Raw genomic sequence first — 17,109 nt, forward strand, 5'->3', positions numbered from 1 at the left:
TGATGCCGGCGCGCCTGTTGGCGATCCGGACTCGGCGGCGGCCGCGCCGTTGGTATCGTGAGCCCGGATTTGGGCCGCATTTCAAGCTCTCGGCCCGTACAGATCGGGCGGACTTTCCTTTTGCGAGGACGATTAATGGAAGCGGCTCCGCATTCACTTCGCGTCAAGACGCTCGGACTCGCGGCCTTGATACTCGTGGGCCTCAGCGGCCCCGCCGCCTGGGGGCAGACGCAGCCGGCACCGCAGCCACAGAAGGCGCCCGCCCAGCAGACGGCTCCGGCTCAGCAAACGACCCCGTCCCCTGCCCCGGCGCAAACGCCGGCTCCCGAGGGGCAACCTGCGGGCGTCGAGCAGCCGCCGGCCGAGCCCCCTCCTCCGCCGCCTTCGGTCCTGTCGCCGGCCGAGCAGACGGAGCTCGAAGAGCTCGTGAGCCCGGTCGCCACGATTCGATCCGATCTCGAACGGCTCGAGAAGGCCTTTGAGCGCAACAAGCAGAACGACGAGGAGCTGGCGCGGATCCGCGGCGAGCTGATCAACGTCTTCCGCGCTGCCGCGGCGACGCGCGACAAGCTCCAGCCGCGGTCGCAGGCGCTTGCCCAGCAGATCGAAAAATTGGGGCCTGCGCCCGAGAAGGACGCGACGGAATCGGTCGAGGTGAAGACCGAGCGCGCCCGTCTCACGGCCATGTCGAGCGAGATCGACGGCGCGCTCAAGAACACCGAGCTTCTGTTCGTACGCGCGCGCCAGCTTCTGGTCGCCTTGCAGACGGCACGCCAGGAGCTGTTCGCGAACGAGCTGTTCAAGCGCACGCTGTCGCCTGTGGCGCCGACTTTGTGGACACGGGTCATCGGCGATGCGCCAGCGGCCTGGCGGCAGCTTCGCGAGTCGATATCTGCCTGGCTGTCTCTCGCCCAGCGCAACTGGATGTCCGTCGTCGGCTTGTTCGGCGGCGTCTTCCTCCTGTTCGCTTTGCTCAGAGCGCTTGTGCACTGGTTTCTCGCCTGGCGGCTGGACCGGCCGCGCGACGAGCCGCCGACGTTCTTCGTTCAGGCCGCGACCGTCGGATGGGTGGCTCCTCTCCTCGCCTTGCCAGCCTTTGCAGCGCTGCAGGTGCTCGGCATCGGGCTCGACGGGGTCAACCTGCTGACGTGGGAGTATGGGCGGATCGCGGAGCGGGCGTTCCCAGCGCTCTACATCTTCGTCGGCGTGGCGGCTCTAACGCGCGCCATACTACAACCACGGCGCGCGGCTTGGCGCCTTGTGGATCTTTCGACGCCCGCAGCGCGGTCGCTCACACGCATCATCACGCTCATCGCGGCGGTGTTCGCCACCGACATCATCCTACAGGAAGTGATCCGCCGGCTGTTCGTGCCGTTCTCCATCAACATTATGGAGACTGCGCTCGCGAGCATCGCCATCGGCGTCCTGATGCTGAAGCTCGTGCGCACGCGGTTCGAGCCACGCTCAGTCACGACCGGGCTGCACAGCCAGGATCTGCGCGGTGATGGTGCGATCGCGGGTAACGTGGGGACGGGCTCGCGGTTCAGGCCGTATCTGATCAAGCTGCCGGTGCTGGCCGTGGCGCTGGTCATCCTCGGCGCTTCGCTGCTCGGCTACGTCGGCCTCGGACGGTTCCTGACACAGCAGGTGATCTTCACCGGCAGCGTCATCGCGCTGGTGCTCGTGTTCCATCTCGCGATCCGCGCCCTTCTCGGCGCGCCCGGCACCGGCATCAAGCCGTTCGACGCCGTGCTGCAAGAGAAGGTCGGCCTCGACGAGAGCCAAGCTGCGTTCATCACGCGCGCGGTCTCCGTGCTGCTCAACACGGCACTCGCGGTCGCTGCTCTGCCGATCATCATGATCACCTGGGGTTACACGCCTCAGGAGGCGCTCTACTGGATGCGCTCGGCCGTGTTCGGCTTCCAGATCGGCGAGTTCCGCGTCTCGCTCGTGCGTATCCTGCTGGCGGTGGCGCTGTTCTTCGCACTGGTTTTCGCGACGCGGATCGCGCAGCGCTGGATCGATCGCGGCGTCGCGCAATCCAAGCGGATCGACCAGGGCATCGCAAATTCGATCCACACCGCGATCGGCTACGTCGGTTTCATCGTGGCGGCGCTGGCAGCGATCTCCTACGGCGGCATCGACATTACCAATTTCGCCATCGTCGCCGGTGCGCTTTCGGTCGGTATCGGCTTCGGCCTGCAGTCGATCATCAACAACTTCGTGTCCGGCCTTATTCTGCTCGTCGAGCGACCGATCAAGGTTGGCGACCGCGTAACTGTCAACGGGCAGGACGGGTTCGTGCGGCGCATCTCCGTGCGCTCCACGGAGATCGAGACCTTCGATCGCGCCAGCCTTATCGTGCCGAACTCCGAGTTCATCACAACGACGCTGACCAACTGGACACATCGAAACGCGCTCGGCCGCGCGCTCATCAATATCAGCGTGAGCTATAATTCCGATCCCGAGCAGGTGCGGGATATTCTGCTCAAGGTTGCCGAGGACTGCCCGCTCGTGCAAAAGCATCCGCCGGCGTGGGTGGGTTTCGACAACTTCGGCGCCGATGGGCTGGATTTCATCCTGATTGCCATAGTTCCAGATATCAACAAGATCGGCGACGCACGGTCGGATCTACGCTTCAGAATCTTCAAGGCGTTCAAGGAGGCGGGAATCGAGATCCCCTATCCCCAGCGCGACATCCATCTGCGTGATCTCGATGGGGTGCGTACGCTGCTCACGCGTCTCGCCGAGGAGCGGGCGCGGATGTCGGCCACCGCGGTGCCGGAGTCCGGAGCGACACCCGACGGCAACGATAGGTCATGAGAAAACCCCGTCCCGCTGGCAGCGGGACGGGGTCATGAACCATGCGGTTGCACCGAGAGGCTGTCGGCCCGCTCAGTCCTCGCGGTAGACCCGCTCGCGGCGTTCGTGGCGCTCCTGCGCCTCGAGCGACAGGGTTGCGATCGGGCGGGCGTCGAGCCGCTTCAAGCCGATCGGCTCGCCGGTCTCCTCGCAATAGCCGTAGGTGCCGTCCTCGATGCGGGCGAGCGCCGCGTCGATCTTGGCGATCAGCTTGCGTTGGCGGTCGCGGGCGCGCAGCTCGAGCGCGCGGTCCGTTTCCGAGGTCGCCCGGTCTGCGAGGTCGGCGTGCTGCGTGGAGTCCTCGTGCAGCCCCGCCAGCGTCTCCTTGGTCTGGCGGATGATCTCCTCCTTCCAGCCCTGAAGCTTCTGGCGGAAGTAGAGCCTCTGACGCTCGTTCATGAACGGCTCGTCCTCGGAGGGACGATAGTCCGGCGGCAGCACGATCGTCGACGTGCCAGCCTTCGCCGTCAGCTTCTTGTCCTTTGCCTTGTCGATGGCTTGGGTCCTCGGTTTGCCCGCTGTGGCTGACGCCTTGGGCGCTGTCGTCTTCGCGGCCACCGCGCTTTTCGCTGCGGGGCGCGTGGGCTTCGATTTCGCGGATGCGGTCTTGCTTGCGGACACGGCCGCGGTGGCCGCCTTGGGCGCAGCCTTAGGCTTAACGGCGGCCTTCGATTTGACCGGCTTCGACGTGGCGCGCTTCGTCATAGGGGGCCTCCGATGAAGGGCCTTCCCGGACACTATGTGACCACCGTGCACCCACGCATCCAACGGGTGCTTAAGTGGCCCCACGCGTTCGGCGTCGCTCTCATGGCGGTAGCGACTGCTTATGTCAAGGAAATCCGCCGTTTAAGTGTAAAAAGCTGTGTGGGACGGGAAGCCCGCAAGTCCCGGATAACGCCCAGGTTTTCAGCAGGGTATCCGTCCGATCGCGGACAGACGCGCCCTTACAACCTCTTGTTGTATGGACCTGTATGGCCTCAGGGGCATCCGAGGCCGCGCGCGTCCGTTTACCGTCTTGCCGCTCCCGAGCGGTCCGCCTAAGAGGGGCGAACAGCGAAAACGGAAGGAGCATCCGGCACATGACTGAGACGGGCACGGCCGACGGCTCCGCGCGCTTCGAAGGCACCTCGAGCTACGTCGCCACCCGCGACCTCACCGTGGCCGTCAACGCGGCCGTCACGCTTGAGCGCCCCTTGCTGGTCAAGGGCGAGCCGGGGACCGGGAAGACGGTGCTCGCCCTCGAAGTGGCCCGCGCGCTTGGGGCTCCGCTCATCGAGTGGCATGTCAAGTCCACCACCAAAGCCCAGCAGGGACTCTACGAGTATGACGCCGTCTCGCGCCTGCGCGACGGCCAGCTCGGCGACGAGCGCGTCAAGGACATCCGCAACTACATCAAGCGCGGCAAGCTGTGGGAAGCATTCGTCTCCGACCGGCGCCCCGTGCTGCTCATCGACGAGATCGACAAGGCTGACATCGAGTTCCCGAACGACCTCCTGCAGGAACTCGATCGGATGGAATTCTTTGTCTACGAGACGGGCGAGACGGTGCGCGCCCATGTGCGTCCCATCGTGATCATCACCTCCAACAACGAGAAGGAGTTGCCGGACGCGTTCCTGCGCCGCTGCTTCTTCCACTACATCAAATTTCCCGACCCCGAGACGATGACGCAGATCGTCGAGGTGCACTTTCCGAACCTCAAGGGGCGGATGGTGTCGGAAGCGCTGCGCGTTTTCTACGATCTACGCGAGCTGCCGGGGCTCAAGAAGAAGCCCTCGACCTCGGAACTGCTCGACTGGCTCAAGCTTTTGCTCAACGAGGACATCGATCCCTCGGTTCTGCGCGAAACGGACAGCCGCAAGATCATTCCGCCGCTCGCGGGCGCGCTGATCAAAAACGAGCAGGACATGCACCTGTTCGAGCGGCTCGCCTTCATGAGCCGGCGCAAGGGCGACTAGCCGAAGTCATATCTTTTCGGACTATCGCGAATCCGCATGGCGGCGAGAAGTCCCGCCATACGCTCACCCCAACCTACGAGAAGAACGGAGAGATCGGCGCTGATTTCACCGAGGCCGGCAATCTCGGCGATGACGCGCGCAAAGCGACTGCGCTGTTGGCTTCGTACGACAACCGAACAAGCTGGTGGCAAACGCCGGACTCTCTTCGCGCTACACTGCAAGAGTTTGGCTGGCCCCACATCTGGACATTCAACTATGCGCAGGAGGCATCAGTCCAGCGGACGTTTTTCGTTTGCTACACTGCCGACTTGAGCGGCAGCGGTGTCAGTGGGATCAGGTTCTAGGCTGACACTCTGCCCGCGTCAGGAAGCGACCAGGCTTTCAGGCTCTGTTCATGCGGTCCCCGATAGGTTGGGGCATAGCCTGCAGGCAAGCGGCTTGCAGGCGCCGGAGTAGAGAATGAAAGAGTTTCTGCGCAGCGCCACGCTGGTTGTCATGGGCCTCACCGTGATCAGCGCCGGCGTGCTTGTCGTCTTCTACGGCTAGCCGCCGCCTTGCGGCCACGGCGCGCGCCGCCTAATTAGGGGAGACCCAACGAGGCTTCCCTTGCGCGCCAGCGATCTTTCCCTGACCGTGACCGACAGCTTGGCTCAGGCCGGCACGCGGCTGGCGGATTTCTTCACCCCGTCGCTGCGGCTCGGCGTGACCGGGCTCGCGCGTTCCGGCAAGACGGTCTTCATCACGGCGCTGATCCGCAATCTGACGCAGGGCGGCCGGCTGCCCTTCTTCGAGCCGGCAGCCTCCGGGCGCCTTCTTTCCGCAACCCTCGAGCCGCAGCCCGACGACAACGTTCCGCGGTTCGATTACGAGAGCCACGTGGCGGCGCTCTCGGCCGATCCGCCTGCGTGGCCGGAGAGCACGCGGCGCGTTGCGGAGCTGCGCGTCGCGCTGTCGTTCCTGCCGGAGCATCCGCTCCGGCGCGCGCTCGGCATCCGCCGGCTCAATCTCGATATCGTCGATTATCCTGGCGAATGGCTGCTCGACCTCGCAATGCTCAGCCAAAACTATGCGGCGTGGTCACGAGAGGCGCTCGAGCGGGCCCGCGATCCCTCACGCAAGGCTTCGAGTTCGGACTGGCTGTCGTTCGTTGCGGGGCTCGATCCTGCCGCGCCCGAGGACGAACGCGCGGCGCTCGACGGGGCGCGTCGCTTCACCGATTATTTGCAGGCCGTCCGCGCGCAGTCCGTCGTTGCGACGCTCGGGCCAGGTCGCTTCCTGATGCCCGGCGACCTCGAAGGCTCGCCGCTGCTGACTTTCTTCCCGCTCGACTTGGCCGAGGGCGCGTCGCCCGAGCGCGGTAGCCTCGCGGCCATGATGGCGCGGCGCTACGACAGCTACGTGCAGCACGTCGTGCGGCCGTTCTTCCGCGAGCATTTCAGCCGCCTCGACCGGCAGATCGTGCTCGTCGACGTACTCGGCGCGCTGAATGGGGGCGCGGAGGCCGTACGCGAGCTCGAGCGGGCGCTGGCGTCCGTTCTGCAGGCCTTCCGCCCGGGTCCTGCGAGCTGGCTCGCAAGCCTTATCGGCGCGCGGCGCATCGACCGGCTGCTGTTCGCCGCCACGAAGGCAGACCATATCCACCACACGAGCCATGATCGGCTGGAGGCGATCCTGCGTCTGTTGACGGAACGAGCCGCGGTGCGCGCCGGAGACGCCGGCGCCGAGACGCGCGTGATGGCGCTTGCCGCGTTACGCGCCACGCGTGAGGCGCAGGTTCGCGACGGACGCGCGACGCTGCCGTGCATCGTCGGCGTGCCGCTGCCCGGCGAGCGCGTCGATGGCGAGACGTTCGACGGGCGGCGCGAGGCGGCCATCTTTCCCGGCGATCTTCCGGACGACGCGGCCGCGGCGCTTTCCAGCACGGCACCGCTGGGGCTGACGTTTCTGCGCTTCCGGCCGCCGCAGCTCAAGCCCGTGCAGGCGTCCGGCGAGATCCCAGCCGCGCCGCACATCCGCCTCGACCGCGCGCTCGACTTCCTGATCGGAGACTGGCTCGCATGACAGACCCGCAGACATCGGAGCGCCGAGGCCCGCGCGTGTTCTCGACTGACGATCCCAAGATCGTCACAGAGACAGCGTTGCCGGCCGAGGACGATCTCGCCTTCGAGAGCGCTGCGCCGCAGCCGGCTGCTGCGAGTGGCGCGAGCGTCGGCGGCGTCTTCCTGTCGGCCGTCACGGCGCTTGTCGGGCTCGCGCTCGCGGCGAGCTTCGCAAGCTTCGTCTCGACGGCGCTCGCGCGCGACGACTGGGTCGGCTGGACGGCCGCGAGCCTTGTTGCAGTTGCGCTCGCCACGGGGCTGGTGCTCGTTCTGCGCGAGGTCGTGGGGCTGATCCGGCTCGGGCGGCTAGCGAGCCTCAGGCGCGACGCGGAGACGGCGCTGCGCACGCAGGACGTGGCGCTCGAACGCAAGACCGTCGCCGCGCTCGCGGTGACGTTACGCGGGCGGCGCGACCTCACCTGGCACCTCGCACGGCTGCGCGATCATACGGGCGACGTGCGCGATGCGGGCGAACTTCTCAGACTCGCCGACCGCGAGGTGATGGCTCCGCTCGACGCGACGGCGCGGCGCCTCGTGCTCGCGTCGGCAAAGCGTGTGTCGGTGGTGACTGCCATGAGCCCCATGGTCTGGGTGGCGATGCTCTACGTCGCGGTCGAGAACCTCCGGCTCTTGCGCGCCCTCGCGACGCTCTACGGCGGGCGACCGGGCAGTCTCGGCGCGCTGCGGCTCGCGCGCATGGTCGTCACTCACATCGTCGCCACGGGCGGCGTTGCCATGACGGACGACCTCATCGGTCAGTTTCTCGGGCAGGATCTGTTGCGGCGGCTGTCGCGACGGCTCGGCGAAGGCGTGTTCAACGGCGCGCTTACGGCCCGCATCGGGACGGCCGCGATCTCGGTCACTCGGCCGATCCCGTTCCTCGATGCCGAACCGGTCCGGGTGCGGGATCTCTTGCCGGAGCTTCTGCGCCGGACGAAGGACGAGGCCAGCAAGTCGTAGCGGAAATATGGAGCGGCTGCTCGGCGCGTTCCTACGCGGCGACGAGCTCGCGCGCGAGCGCGGCCTCCTTCTGGCGGGCCTCGTCCGACTCTCGTGACGGCACGGTGAGGCGGTCCCGCCAGACCTCGGTGTAGCGTAGGGTCCTGAGTTCGATCGAAGCCGGCGACCTGTCGACGGGCGTCGAGAGGATCGCGCTCAAGGCGGGGCCGGCATCCTGCGACGTCCACCAGTTGAGCGGGCCGGAGAGCACGAGCCCCAGCACCACGGGCGCCATCCAGACAAGCAATCCGGGCGAAGTCTCCCAGCAGACGATGGTGACCACGACACCGACCAGCATGTGCGGCCAGTGGAAGCGAATGGCTTCCACCAGCGTCATCGCCGCGGCGTCGCGGCGCTGCGCCTTCCAGCCGGCGTCGCGGCCGAGCAGGATCTGCAGCACAGAGGAGGTCTGCGTCATCATCATGATGGGTGCGAACAGCATCGAGAACACGGTTTCCGTGGTCACGCCCGCGAAGGCGCGGGGGATGCCGAACGTCTCGCGGGCGCGGCGCACGCGCTTCAGCTCCATCGCGAGGCCCAGCGCCTTCGGAAGCAGCACGACCGCCATGGTGGCCAGGAACAGACGCATGGCGGCACCGGGATCGATGGTCGGCCAGATGGGGAACAGCGTCTTCGAATCGGTGAAGTAGCTCGGCAGGAGCTGCTGGCCCTGCAGCGCCAGCACGAGGCCGACGGCAAGAGCGCCAGCCCACACGGCCGAGATGAGATAGGACAGCGCGCCCATCATAAGGTGCACGCGCCCCATGCCCGGCGCGCCTGCCCGGCCGACGAGCGCCAGATGCTGCAGGTTGCCCTGCGACCAGCGGCGGTCGCGCACGATAAGGTCGGTCAGGCTCGGCGGCATGCTCTCGTATGAGCCCTCGATCGAGGGCGCCATGTGCACGCCCCAGCCTGCGCGCTGCAGCAGCATGGCCTCGACGAAGTCGTGGCTCAAAATATGGCCGCCGAACGGTGCCGGACCAGGCAGGCTCGGAAGCCCCGCGCAGCCCGCGAAGGCGCGCGTGCGAATGATGGCGTTGTGGCCCCAGTAGTTGCCCTGGTCCTTGCTCCAGAAGGCGAGTCCCGCCGCTGTCGAGGGACCGTAGACGTTGGCCGCGAACTGCATGAGCCTTTGCAGCAGCGTCTTGCCGCCTATCAGCTTGGGCACAGTCTGGATCAGGCCCGCCGACGGATCGGCCTCCATGGCGCGAGCGAGGCTCACCAGCGCGACGCCCGACATGATGCTGTCGCCGTCGAGGATGATGAACGTCTCGTAGGCGCCGCCGAAGCGCTCGACCCAATCCTTGATGTTGCCGGCCTTGCGGCCGGTGTTCTCGATGCGGCGCCGGTAGTAGATGCGCGCGCGGTCGGCCTGGGCGCGCGCCAACTCGGCGTACGCTGCCTCCTCTGCCGTGCCGACATCGGCACCACGGGTATCCGAGAGAACGAAGATGTCGAACTTGTCGGCCTTGCCGAGGGAGGCCAGCTCCTCGACCATGGCCGAGATGGTGCCCGCGATGCGGGCCGGCTCCTCGTGATAGACCGGAAACAACAGCGCCGTGCGCTCCGTCAATGGGCCATCCGCATTCGGAATGTTTATGGTGTCGGCCTTCTCGCCGGCAAACAGCGGCAGGAAACCGAGCGCTGCCGACAGCGTGCCGACCGAGATCCACGCGAACGTGATGGTCGAGAGCACAAGGAACAGGAGCTGGATCGGCGTCATCTGCACGAACGACAAGACGCCATAGAGCTCGTAGGCGAAGGCCGCCGTCATCAGCGCGGCGCCGAGAAACACCGCGGTGCGCGGAATGGCTGGGCCGCGGCGGCGCGGCCAGACCCGCGCCGGGCGCTCCGAAAAATCCTGCAACGGCATCTCGACGGGAGACGGCTCCGGCAGCAACGCCGGATCGCTTGCATCATAGTGGAGGGTGTTCGAGGGTTGAACCGGCGCGTGGGTCCCCTCCGCCGCACCATCTACAAGGTCCTCGGCGCTCATGCTCTCGTCCATCGGTAGAGCCAGTTCTCGGAGATCAACTGGCCGGCCAGCTTCAGGCATAAACGCAATTCAACGAGGTCTGTTCCTGCGGCATTGAGCTCAAACTTCACGCGAAAGCCCTGAATTTCGGGATGACGCTGCACGCTCAGTCCCGAAGTCGTGCCCGAGGTGACATTGAGCTCGGCGACGGGCATCTCGCGCGCGTCCCTAACGGCAGGCCCCGCGAAGTCGACGACGAACAGCGTGGTGTCGGGTGCGCGGCCTGCTCCGACCTGCGTCTTCACCACCGATGCGCCTGACCAAACAGCCGGCACCTCGTCGCCCCACGACATGCGATAGGAAAACTTGTATCGCCTGCCGGGTTCGAGCGACTTGGCCGGCTTCCAGTAGGCCACGATGTTGTCGTGGATCTCCTCGCTGATCGGGATCTCGATCAGCTCGACGTATCCGTCGCCCCAGCTCTCCTGCGGCTCGATCCACACCGTGGGACGGCGGTCGTAGCGCGCCTCGAGGTCCTCGAAGCCGAAGAAGCTGCGCTCGCGCTGCACGAATCCGAAGCCCTTGAGGTCCTTGTCCACGAAGGCGCTGGTCTGCAGCATCTTGGGGTTGGACAGGGGGCGCCACAGCCGCTCCCCGTGGCCGTTGATGACGGCGAGGCCTTCGCTGTTGTGCACGGCGGGACGATAATCGCGTTCGATCCGTCCTTGTCCCGGTCCGTGGAAATACATGCTGGTCAGCGGCGCGATGCCGACGTGGTTCAACGAGCGCCGCGGAAAGAGAACCGTGTCGACCTCGATCTCGGTGGCGCGACCGGGGCGGATGGTGAACCGGTAGGCACCGGCGATGCTCTCGCTGTCGAGCAGCGCATGGATGACGATGTCGCCGGCCGCCGCCGCGGGCTTCACGATCCAGAAGGCGCGGAAGACCGGGAACTCCTCGCCGACGGGGCGTGCGGTGTTGACGGCAAGGCCGCGCGCCGAGAGGCCATACTGCTGCTGGCGGCCGACAGCCTTGAAGTAGCTCGCGCCCTGGAAGGAGACAAACTCGTTCATGGTCTCGATGTTGTCGAGATGGCCGACGACGCGGAAGCCGGAGAATGCGAACGGTGCGGTGTCCGGCGCCTTCTCTATTGCCGGGCCGATAGAGAAGCTTGCGCTGTCGGCACGCAGAAGGCGTGCGTTGCCGCCCTCGACGACCCAGATCTCGACCGGCGTCTCGTAGAGCCAGCCGAGCGGCAAAAGTTGTATTTCATAGCCAAGCCCCTCGCCACGCCAGACGGCGGCCTCGGAGCGAAAGCGGATGTCGCGGTACTGCTGGGCCGTGAGTGCGTTGAAAGGCTCGGGCAGGTCGACTCGCGGTTTCGCGAAATCGCGCGCAGCCAGCTCCTGCGCGAGCTTGCGCACATGATCAGCGGCGAAGGTTTCGCCTTGAGGCGGCGGCGTCTGCGCTTGAGCTTCCGCTACGCGCAGCGCGGCTCCAGCAAACGCGGCAAGCGCGGATGCCCCCGCGCCCGCAAGCACCCCGCGGCGATCTGGGCCTCGGCCCAAGCCAGGATCATCGCTCATGTGTGCGTCAATTCCGGAGACAGCCACCCCTGTCCTGCCGCGCTGCCGAACACTGGCGCGATGGGCCCACAAGGTGCCCAACAGCCCGCCATCCAGCACTCCCCCGTGACAGTCCAATCACCCAATACGCGGAAGCTCGACTCCGCGAAGCGCAAAGCAGATAAACGTCGATTGTGGCAACAATTATTGACACATCGCGCCTTTTTCAGAGTTGCGCCGCGAAGCCTGCCGCCACGACTCGAAGACGCAGTTTTTGCACTGCAAAAACGATAGCCGAGGCCCATGCTCGCGGCAAGGACGATCCTTGAAGTGCGTGAAGAGCCGGTAGCGTTCCCCAAACAAATAGGGACGAACCTTGCAGTCCGTCCCCACTTTCGCCCCGGCTAGGCCGGGGTGAGTATCGGGTTCGCCGGCCTCTCGCCGGGAGCCGAACTCAGCGCTGCTTGTGACCACTGCCCTTTGCGGGCGACAGGCTCTGGAGCAGCGCGAGCAACACGGCTTTCATTGGAAAGTCTCTCTGGGTTTGTGCTTCGCGTGACCGAATATATATCCGCGCCGCCTGCCGCGAGGAAGTGCGGCACTTGCTCACCAGCAATGCATTAGCCGCATTGGACAGCTACCAACCGGCAATTTTCTTCAGTAATCTTCAAGGCTTGAACAAAACGAGGGCAGGTCTTGGACCTGCCCTCTCTTTAGGCACTGGGACTGTGCCGCATCTTGGTTACGACTTGTAGGGCGCACGATCGAAGACGCGTGCGTTCATACGCGTGGCGCCCGGACCGCAAAAGAACTCGGCCGACTGGCCGGCGCTGGCGTCGAGCTGGACGCCGGCACCCGGCATGACGGGAACCACGAAACGGGTGCCGGGGCTGTCGAGGCCCGTCTCTCCGCCCGAGATATCCGCCACGACCACGGTCAGGTGGCAGGCGTTGTTCCTGGTCTCGAAGTAGCCAACCGCGTGCTTGCCGCCGACGTGCAGGCTCACGCCCCGGCCCGGCGCCAGGATCTCGTGCTTGCTACCCGGCTCCGCCTTGCCGACGGTGTCGGCGAACACTGCACCCGCTGTGACAACACCCATCAAACCCGCTGCTGCAGCAACGGCCTTCGTCGCCTTCAACATGGTTCTCTCTCCTTCATAAACGAGAAGCTCAGGGATCGCCGCGGCACGGCTCTTGGTGGCCCGCGTTCCGGCTTGCTGATCTTCTAACACTATGAGTTCTCGGAGAGAATTTATGATGATGCATAGCAGTGGCCAATTTTGTGCAGCGCGGTACTGTCGCAATTGATCCGTTGTCGCATCCTTGTTGACTTGGATCATGCATTGCCAGCCGCCTTCCGCCCGTCGCGGCCTTGGGACAAGCCGCCACGCGGAAGCGACAAGCGCGTTTCCACCCGTTATAAGCACCGCGATAGTCACTCCTTCGCGCACACGAAAGCCAACGGATGCAAGACGCCGCGACCTCCAAGATCACGCCTGAGATCGTTGCCGGGCATGGGCTCAAACCCGACGAATACCAGAGGCTTTTGAAGATCCTGGGCCGGGAACCGAGTCTGACCGAGCTCGGCATCTTCTCCGTCATGTGGAGCGAGCACTGCTCTTATAAGTCGTCGCGCGTCTGGCTCAGGACGCTGCCGACGTCGGGCGCTAAGGTCATCCAGGGCCCGGGCGAGAACGCCGGAGTCGTTGACCTGGGCGACGGGGACGCGGCCGTCTTCAAGATGGAGAGCCACAACCACCCCTCCTACATCGAGCCCTACCAGGGCGCGGCGACGGGCGTGGGTGGCATCATGCGCGACGTGTTCACGATGGGCGCGCGTCCGGTGGCCAACCTCAACGCGCTGCGCTTCGGCGATCCCTCACATCCCAAGACGCGCCACCTCGTGTCAGGCGTCGTGTCCGGCATCGGCGGCTACGGCAACTGCGTCGGCGTGCCCACGGTCGGCGGCGAGGTCAACTTCGACGCCGGCTACAACGGCAACATCCTGGTCAACGCCATGTGCGTCGGCCTCGCGAGAGCGGACAAGATCTTCTACTCGGCGGCCAAAGGCGTTGGCCTGCCCGTCGTCTACGTCGGCTCGAAGACGGGCCGCGACGGCATACACGGCGCGACGATGGCGTCGGCCGAATTCGACGACAACAGCGAGGAGAAGCGCCCGACCGTGCAGGTGGGCGACCCCTTCACCGAGAAGCTCCTGATCGAAGCCTGCCTCGAGCTGATGGCATCGGACGCCATCATCGCCATCCAGGACATGGGTGCGGCCGGCCTCACCTCCTCCACATCGGAGATGGCGGACAAAGGCGGCGTCGGCATCGAGCTCGATCTCGATCATGTGCCCCAGCGCGAAGAGAACATGACGGCCTACGAGATGATGCTCTCAGAGAGCCAGGAGCGCATGCTCATGATCCTGAAGCCCGGGCGCGAGCCCGAGGCGGAAGCGGTCTTCAAGAAATGGGGCCTCGACTTCGCGGTCATCGGCATCACCACCGATACGGGCCGCATGATCGTCAAGCACAAGGGCCAGGTGGAAGCCGACCTGCCGGTACCGGTGCTCGCCGACTCGGCGCCCGTCTACGAGCGGCCCTGGTTCCAGCCGGTGCCGCCGCAGCCCGTGCTGCCGCAATGGGTCAAGGCGCCGAACGGCAATCTCAACGCGCTGCGCCAGATGATGGGCTCGCCTGCGCTCTGCTCGCGCCGCTGGGTGTGGGAGCAGTACGACCACATGGTCATGGGCGACACCATCGTGCGGCCCGGCGGCGATGCGGCCGTCGTGCGCGTGCACGGCACGAAGAAGGGCCTTGCTGTCACCTGCGATGTGACGCCTCGCTACGTGGCGGCCGATCCCGAGATGGGCACCAAGCAGGCCGTCGTCGAGACGTGGCGCAATCTGACCGCCGTCGGCGCCGATCCCATCGCCATCACCGACAACATGAACTTCGGCAACCCGGAGCGGCCCGAGATCATGGGCCAGTTCGTAGCCTCCGTGCGCGGCATGGGCGAAGCCTGCCGCGTGCTCGACTACCCGGTCGTGTCAGGCAACGTCTCGCTCTACAACGAGACCAACGGTGTCGGCATCCCGCCGACGCCCGCCATCGGCGCGGTCGGCCTCGTGCCCGACGTGGCGCACATCACCGACATCCGCCTGAAGCGCGAGGGCGAGCTTCTGATCGTCATCGGGCGCGAGCAGGGCTGGCTCGGGCAGTCGCTCTATCAGCAAATCATCTGCGAAAAACTCGAAGGCGCACCGCCGCCGGTCGATCTCGCCGACGAGATCAAAGCGGGCCGCCTCGTGCGCTCGCTGATCCGCGAGGGCAAGGTATCGGCCGTGCATGACGTCTCGGATGGCGGGCTCCTGGTTGCCGTCGCGGAGATGGCGCTGTCCTCGCGCGAGAGCGGCGCGGGCGGCATCGGCGTCGAGCTGTTCGCCTACGAGGGCAAGCTTCCGCATCACGCCGTCTGGTTCGGCGAGGACCAGGGCCGCTACGTGCTGGCGGTCGATCCCGCGCGCGCGGAGGAGATCGTCGAGCGGGCGCGTCTGCTCGCATTGCCGGCGCGCATCGTTGGACGCACCGGGGGCGAAGCCATCGTGCTCAAGGGCGAGGATCCGCTGCCGCTTTCAGATCTGGCCGCGATCACCGAAGGCTGGCTGCCGGAGTACATGGCCGGCGAGGTCTAGGGGCTGGCGTTTGCGATCGTTACGCCTACGTGGTGCACAGTCGGATTCAGGACGCCTCTGGAGGCGCTCCAACGTCGGCTTCGGGCCATGAGCGGAAGTCGCAGATCTTATCACGATGACCGTTCATGCTGCTCCAACGGCTCTTGCCGTTCCTAAGACGCCGATCATACACCGGCGCGAGCGGCGAACAGTGCCAGGCGGATTTCCCCCACGGCATATCGCGCGCCTGCGCTGTTTCGAAATTCTTGCTTGATATTCAGCCGGGAATGCGGGCGATGACCTTGATCTCGAAGTCGAACCCCGCAAGCCAGTTGACGCCGATCGCCGTCCAATTCGGATAAGGCGCCTTCGGGAAGACTTCGCTCTTAACGGTCATGATCGTGCCGAACTGATTTTCGGGATCGGTATGAAAGGTCGTCACGTCGACGATATCGTCGAGCCCGCATCCTCCCGCCTGCAGCGTCGCCTCAAGATTGGCGAATGCCAGACGGACCTGAGCCTCAAAGTCCGGCTCGGGAGAGCCATCGCTGCGACTGCCGACGTGACCGGACACGAACAGGAGATCATCTGATCTGATTGCTGCGGAATACGTCTGTGAAGTGAAGAGGTCATGCCTACCGGCGGGGGAAACGGCGTCACGCTGGGCCATATGGAATTCTCCTCTGTGGTCGCTGGAAAGCGGTGCCGACGGTTCTGCAGCATAGTGGAGCCGCGCAATACGATTGCGCGGCTCCGAAGGTGTTAGTTGATGGTGCCCAGTTGCTTGAACAGACTGTAGACGTCGAGCACATCCCAATGCTCGGCCAGTTTGCCGTCCTGGACGCGAAAGATGTCCACTGCGTCGAACTTGTAAGCCTTTCCGGTGGCGGGGATGCCAAGCCAGTCACCCTTGTGCGTCCCGGAGTATGTTCCGTAGACCCACACCTTGTCGCCTTCGGATACGATCTGCTTCAGCTCGAACTTGAAGTCCGGAGACGCCTTAAACCAGGCTTCGAAGAAATCCTTGAAGCCTTTGCTCCCCTGCCCGACGAGCGGATTGTGCTGGATGTAGTCTTCCCGCATCAGGCCACCGAGAGCGGTGAAATCCTTTTCTCCGAAAATCTTGGCGCCAAACTGTGCCAATAGTGCCTTGGGGTCCGACATCTGTACCTCCTGTGTTTGCTGCGGCCGATTTTCCTCGGCGGCAAGTGCTTCAAGAAACGCAGAGCCTCCGAGAAGCGCGCAAGCAACCAGCGTGGCGGTGATCCTTTGCATTTCCATCATCCTTTCATGCGTGCAACTCAGCGGGAGCGCCGATGAAGGTGATTTTGGCATGTTAGTTTCTGTTGTAAAGAAGGCACTATCTGGATATATAGGTACCCGGTGGTTACCTCATGATGGTCGCTCAAGATGAAGTGGAATCCTTACTCAGCAAAGTGTCCGACGCGTCAGCTACTCGACCGCATCTCGGACAAATGGGTGGTGCTCGTGCTCTCTCTGCTCGAGGATGGGCCAAAGCGTTTCAGCGCGTTGAAACGCGAGATCGACGGCATATCCCAAAAGATGCTCTCTCAAACGCTGCGCGCGCTTGAACAAGACGGACTTCTCACCCGCCGCGCTTTCCCGACTGTGCCCGTGACGGTCGAGTATGAACTGACCGCCCTTGGTCGATCTCTGAACGTCGCCATGGGGCCCGTCGTAGAATGGGCGATCGCGAACATGGGTCGCGTTCTTAAAGCGCGCGAAAGTTTCGATAAGAATCCGAAGTAGTGTATTTGCCGGCCAGGGCGGCTTCGGGCCAAGTGCCGGCATGTGGGCTTACTGCGTACAATCGCCCGTCTTGGGTGTTCGATCCCATGCGTGGACATCCAACGCTGATGAGGTCGCACTGGCAAGCGTCGTACTCGATGCGTCCGCTTTCGATGCTAACCGGTGTCTCAGTGAGCGAAGGCCCCGTAGCTTTCAATCATATCCGGGCA

At 65.0% G+C, this 17,109-nt stretch carries 12 protein-coding genes; 6 read left to right on the top strand and 6 right to left on the bottom strand.

Going from position 1 to position 17,109, the window contains the following annotated elements:
• Positions 1–135: 135 nt before the first annotated feature.
• Positions 136–2,823 (top strand): DUF3772 domain-containing protein, encoded by a 2,688-nt coding sequence (locus CS1GBM3_RS03445; RefSeq protein ID WP_072391426.1) that lies wholly within the window; start codon positions 136–138, stop codon positions 2,821–2,823.
• A 72-nt stretch (positions 2,824–2,895) separates the two neighbouring features.
• On the opposite strand, the gene dksA is transcribed toward CS1GBM3_RS03445, so the two are convergent.
• Positions 2,896–3,261 carry an RNA polymerase-binding protein DksA gene (dksA, locus tag CS1GBM3_RS20290; protein WP_072393579.1) on the bottom strand — a complete coding sequence of 122 codons (366 nt, stop codon included), beginning with the start codon at positions 3,259–3,261 and terminating at the stop codon, positions 2,896–2,898.
• Between the two features lie 680 nt (positions 3,262–3,941).
• Here dksA and CS1GBM3_RS03455 point away from each other — a divergent pair.
• The 3 genes from CS1GBM3_RS03455 to CS1GBM3_RS03465 all read left to right on the top strand — a co-directional run bounded on the left by CS1GBM3_RS03455 (position 3,942) and on the right by CS1GBM3_RS03465 (position 7,876).
• Positions 3,942–4,817 (top strand): AAA family ATPase, encoded by an 876-nt coding sequence (locus CS1GBM3_RS03455; RefSeq protein ID WP_072391429.1) that lies wholly within the window; start codon positions 3,942–3,944, stop codon positions 4,815–4,817.
• Positions 4,818–5,423: 606 nt separating this feature from the next.
• The gene (locus CS1GBM3_RS03460) at positions 5,424–6,878 is read left to right on the top strand and encodes a YcjX family GTP-binding protein (RefSeq protein ID WP_083567015.1); all 1,455 of its coding nucleotides are present in this window, start codon (positions 5,424–5,426) and stop codon (positions 6,876–6,878) included.
• Positions 6,875–7,876 (top strand): YcjF family protein, encoded by a 1,002-nt coding sequence (locus tag CS1GBM3_RS03465; protein ID WP_072391432.1) that lies wholly within the window; start codon positions 6,875–6,877, stop codon positions 7,874–7,876. Before CS1GBM3_RS03460 ends, CS1GBM3_RS03465 begins: the two co-directional genes overlap by 4 nt.
• A 31-nt stretch (positions 7,877–7,907) precedes the next feature.
• On the opposite strand, the gene mdoH is transcribed toward CS1GBM3_RS03465, so the two are convergent.
• The 3 genes from mdoH to CS1GBM3_RS03480 all read right to left on the bottom strand — a co-directional run bounded on the left by mdoH (position 7,908) and on the right by CS1GBM3_RS03480 (position 12,596).
• On the bottom strand, positions 7,908–9,911 hold the full coding sequence (gene mdoH / locus CS1GBM3_RS03470; protein ID WP_244534541.1) for a glucans biosynthesis glucosyltransferase MdoH: 2,004 nt from the start codon (positions 9,909–9,911) through the stop codon (positions 7,908–7,910).
• Positions 9,908–11,476 (bottom strand): OpgD/OpgG family glucan biosynthesis protein, encoded by a 1,569-nt coding sequence (locus CS1GBM3_RS03475; RefSeq protein ID WP_072391438.1) that lies wholly within the window; start codon positions 11,474–11,476, stop codon positions 9,908–9,910. The genes mdoH and CS1GBM3_RS03475 overlap by 4 nt, the downstream gene beginning before the upstream one ends.
• Before the next feature lie 721 nt (positions 11,477–12,197).
• Positions 12,198–12,596 (bottom strand): hypothetical protein, encoded by a 399-nt coding sequence (locus CS1GBM3_RS03480; RefSeq protein WP_139247769.1) that lies wholly within the window; start codon positions 12,594–12,596, stop codon positions 12,198–12,200.
• Positions 12,597–12,919: 323 nt separating this feature from the next.
• Between CS1GBM3_RS03480 and purL the strand changes: the two genes are divergently transcribed.
• Positions 12,920–15,151 carry a phosphoribosylformylglycinamidine synthase subunit PurL gene (gene purL, locus CS1GBM3_RS03485; RefSeq protein ID WP_072391443.1) on the top strand — a complete coding sequence of 744 codons (2,232 nt, stop codon included), beginning with the start codon at positions 12,920–12,922 and terminating at the stop codon, positions 15,149–15,151.
• 256 nt (positions 15,152–15,407) lie between these two features.
• Here purL and CS1GBM3_RS03490 read toward each other — a convergent pair whose 3' ends face one another.
• On the bottom strand, positions 15,408–15,800 hold the full coding sequence (locus CS1GBM3_RS03490; protein ID WP_072391446.1) for a RidA family protein: 393 nt from the start codon (positions 15,798–15,800) through the stop codon (positions 15,408–15,410).
• Between the two features lie 92 nt (positions 15,801–15,892).
• Positions 15,893–16,294 carry an ester cyclase gene (locus CS1GBM3_RS03495; protein ID WP_072393585.1) on the bottom strand — a complete coding sequence of 134 codons (402 nt, stop codon included), beginning with the start codon at positions 16,292–16,294 and terminating at the stop codon, positions 15,893–15,895.
• Positions 16,295–16,540: 246 nt separating this feature from the next.
• Here CS1GBM3_RS03495 and CS1GBM3_RS03500 point away from each other — a divergent pair, with 246 nt between their 5' ends.
• Positions 16,541–16,900, top strand: coding sequence for a winged helix-turn-helix transcriptional regulator (locus tag CS1GBM3_RS03500; RefSeq protein WP_072391449.1), 360 nt, complete (start codon positions 16,541–16,543; stop codon positions 16,898–16,900).
• Positions 16,901–17,109: the final 209 nt, after the last annotated feature.

Source organism: Hyphomicrobium sp. CS1GBMeth3 (assembly GCF_900117455.1).
Taxonomy (GTDB): domain Bacteria; phylum Pseudomonadota; class Alphaproteobacteria; order Rhizobiales; family Hyphomicrobiaceae; genus Hyphomicrobium_C.

Excerpts from the sequence above, each read along its gene's own strand:
- CS1GBM3_RS03445 (WP_072391426.1), top strand. The coding sequence starts at position 136 with ATGGAAGCGGCTCCGCATTCACTTCGCGTCAAGACGCTCGGACTCGCG.
- dksA (WP_072393579.1), bottom strand. The coding sequence starts at position 3,261 with ATGAACGAGCGTCAGAGGCTCTACTTCCGCCAGAAGCTTCAGGGCTGG.
- CS1GBM3_RS03455 (WP_072391429.1), top strand. The coding sequence starts at position 3,942 with ATGACTGAGACGGGCACGGCCGACGGCTCCGCGCGCTTCGAAGGCACC.
- CS1GBM3_RS03465 (WP_072391432.1), top strand. The coding sequence starts at position 6,875 with ATGACAGACCCGCAGACATCGGAGCGCCGAGGCCCGCGCGTGTTCTCG.
- mdoH (WP_244534541.1), bottom strand. The coding sequence starts at position 9,911 with ATGAGCGCCGAGGACCTTGTAGATGGTGCGGCGGAGGGGACCCACGCG.
- CS1GBM3_RS03475 (WP_072391438.1), bottom strand. The coding sequence starts at position 11,476 with ATGAGCGATGATCCTGGCTTGGGCCGAGGCCCAGATCGCCGCGGGGTG.
- CS1GBM3_RS03480 (WP_139247769.1), bottom strand. The coding sequence starts at position 12,596 with ATGTTGAAGGCGACGAAGGCCGTTGCTGCAGCAGCGGGTTTGATGGGT.
- purL (WP_072391443.1), top strand. The coding sequence starts at position 12,920 with ATGCAAGACGCCGCGACCTCCAAGATCACGCCTGAGATCGTTGCCGGG.
- CS1GBM3_RS03490 (WP_072391446.1), bottom strand. The coding sequence starts at position 15,800 with ATGGCCCAGCGTGACGCCGTTTCCCCCGCCGGTAGGCATGACCTCTTC.
- CS1GBM3_RS03495 (WP_072393585.1), bottom strand. The coding sequence starts at position 16,294 with ATGTCGGACCCCAAGGCACTATTGGCACAGTTTGGCGCCAAGATTTTC.
- CS1GBM3_RS03500 (WP_072391449.1), top strand. The coding sequence starts at position 16,541 with ATGAAGTGGAATCCTTACTCAGCAAAGTGTCCGACGCGTCAGCTACTC.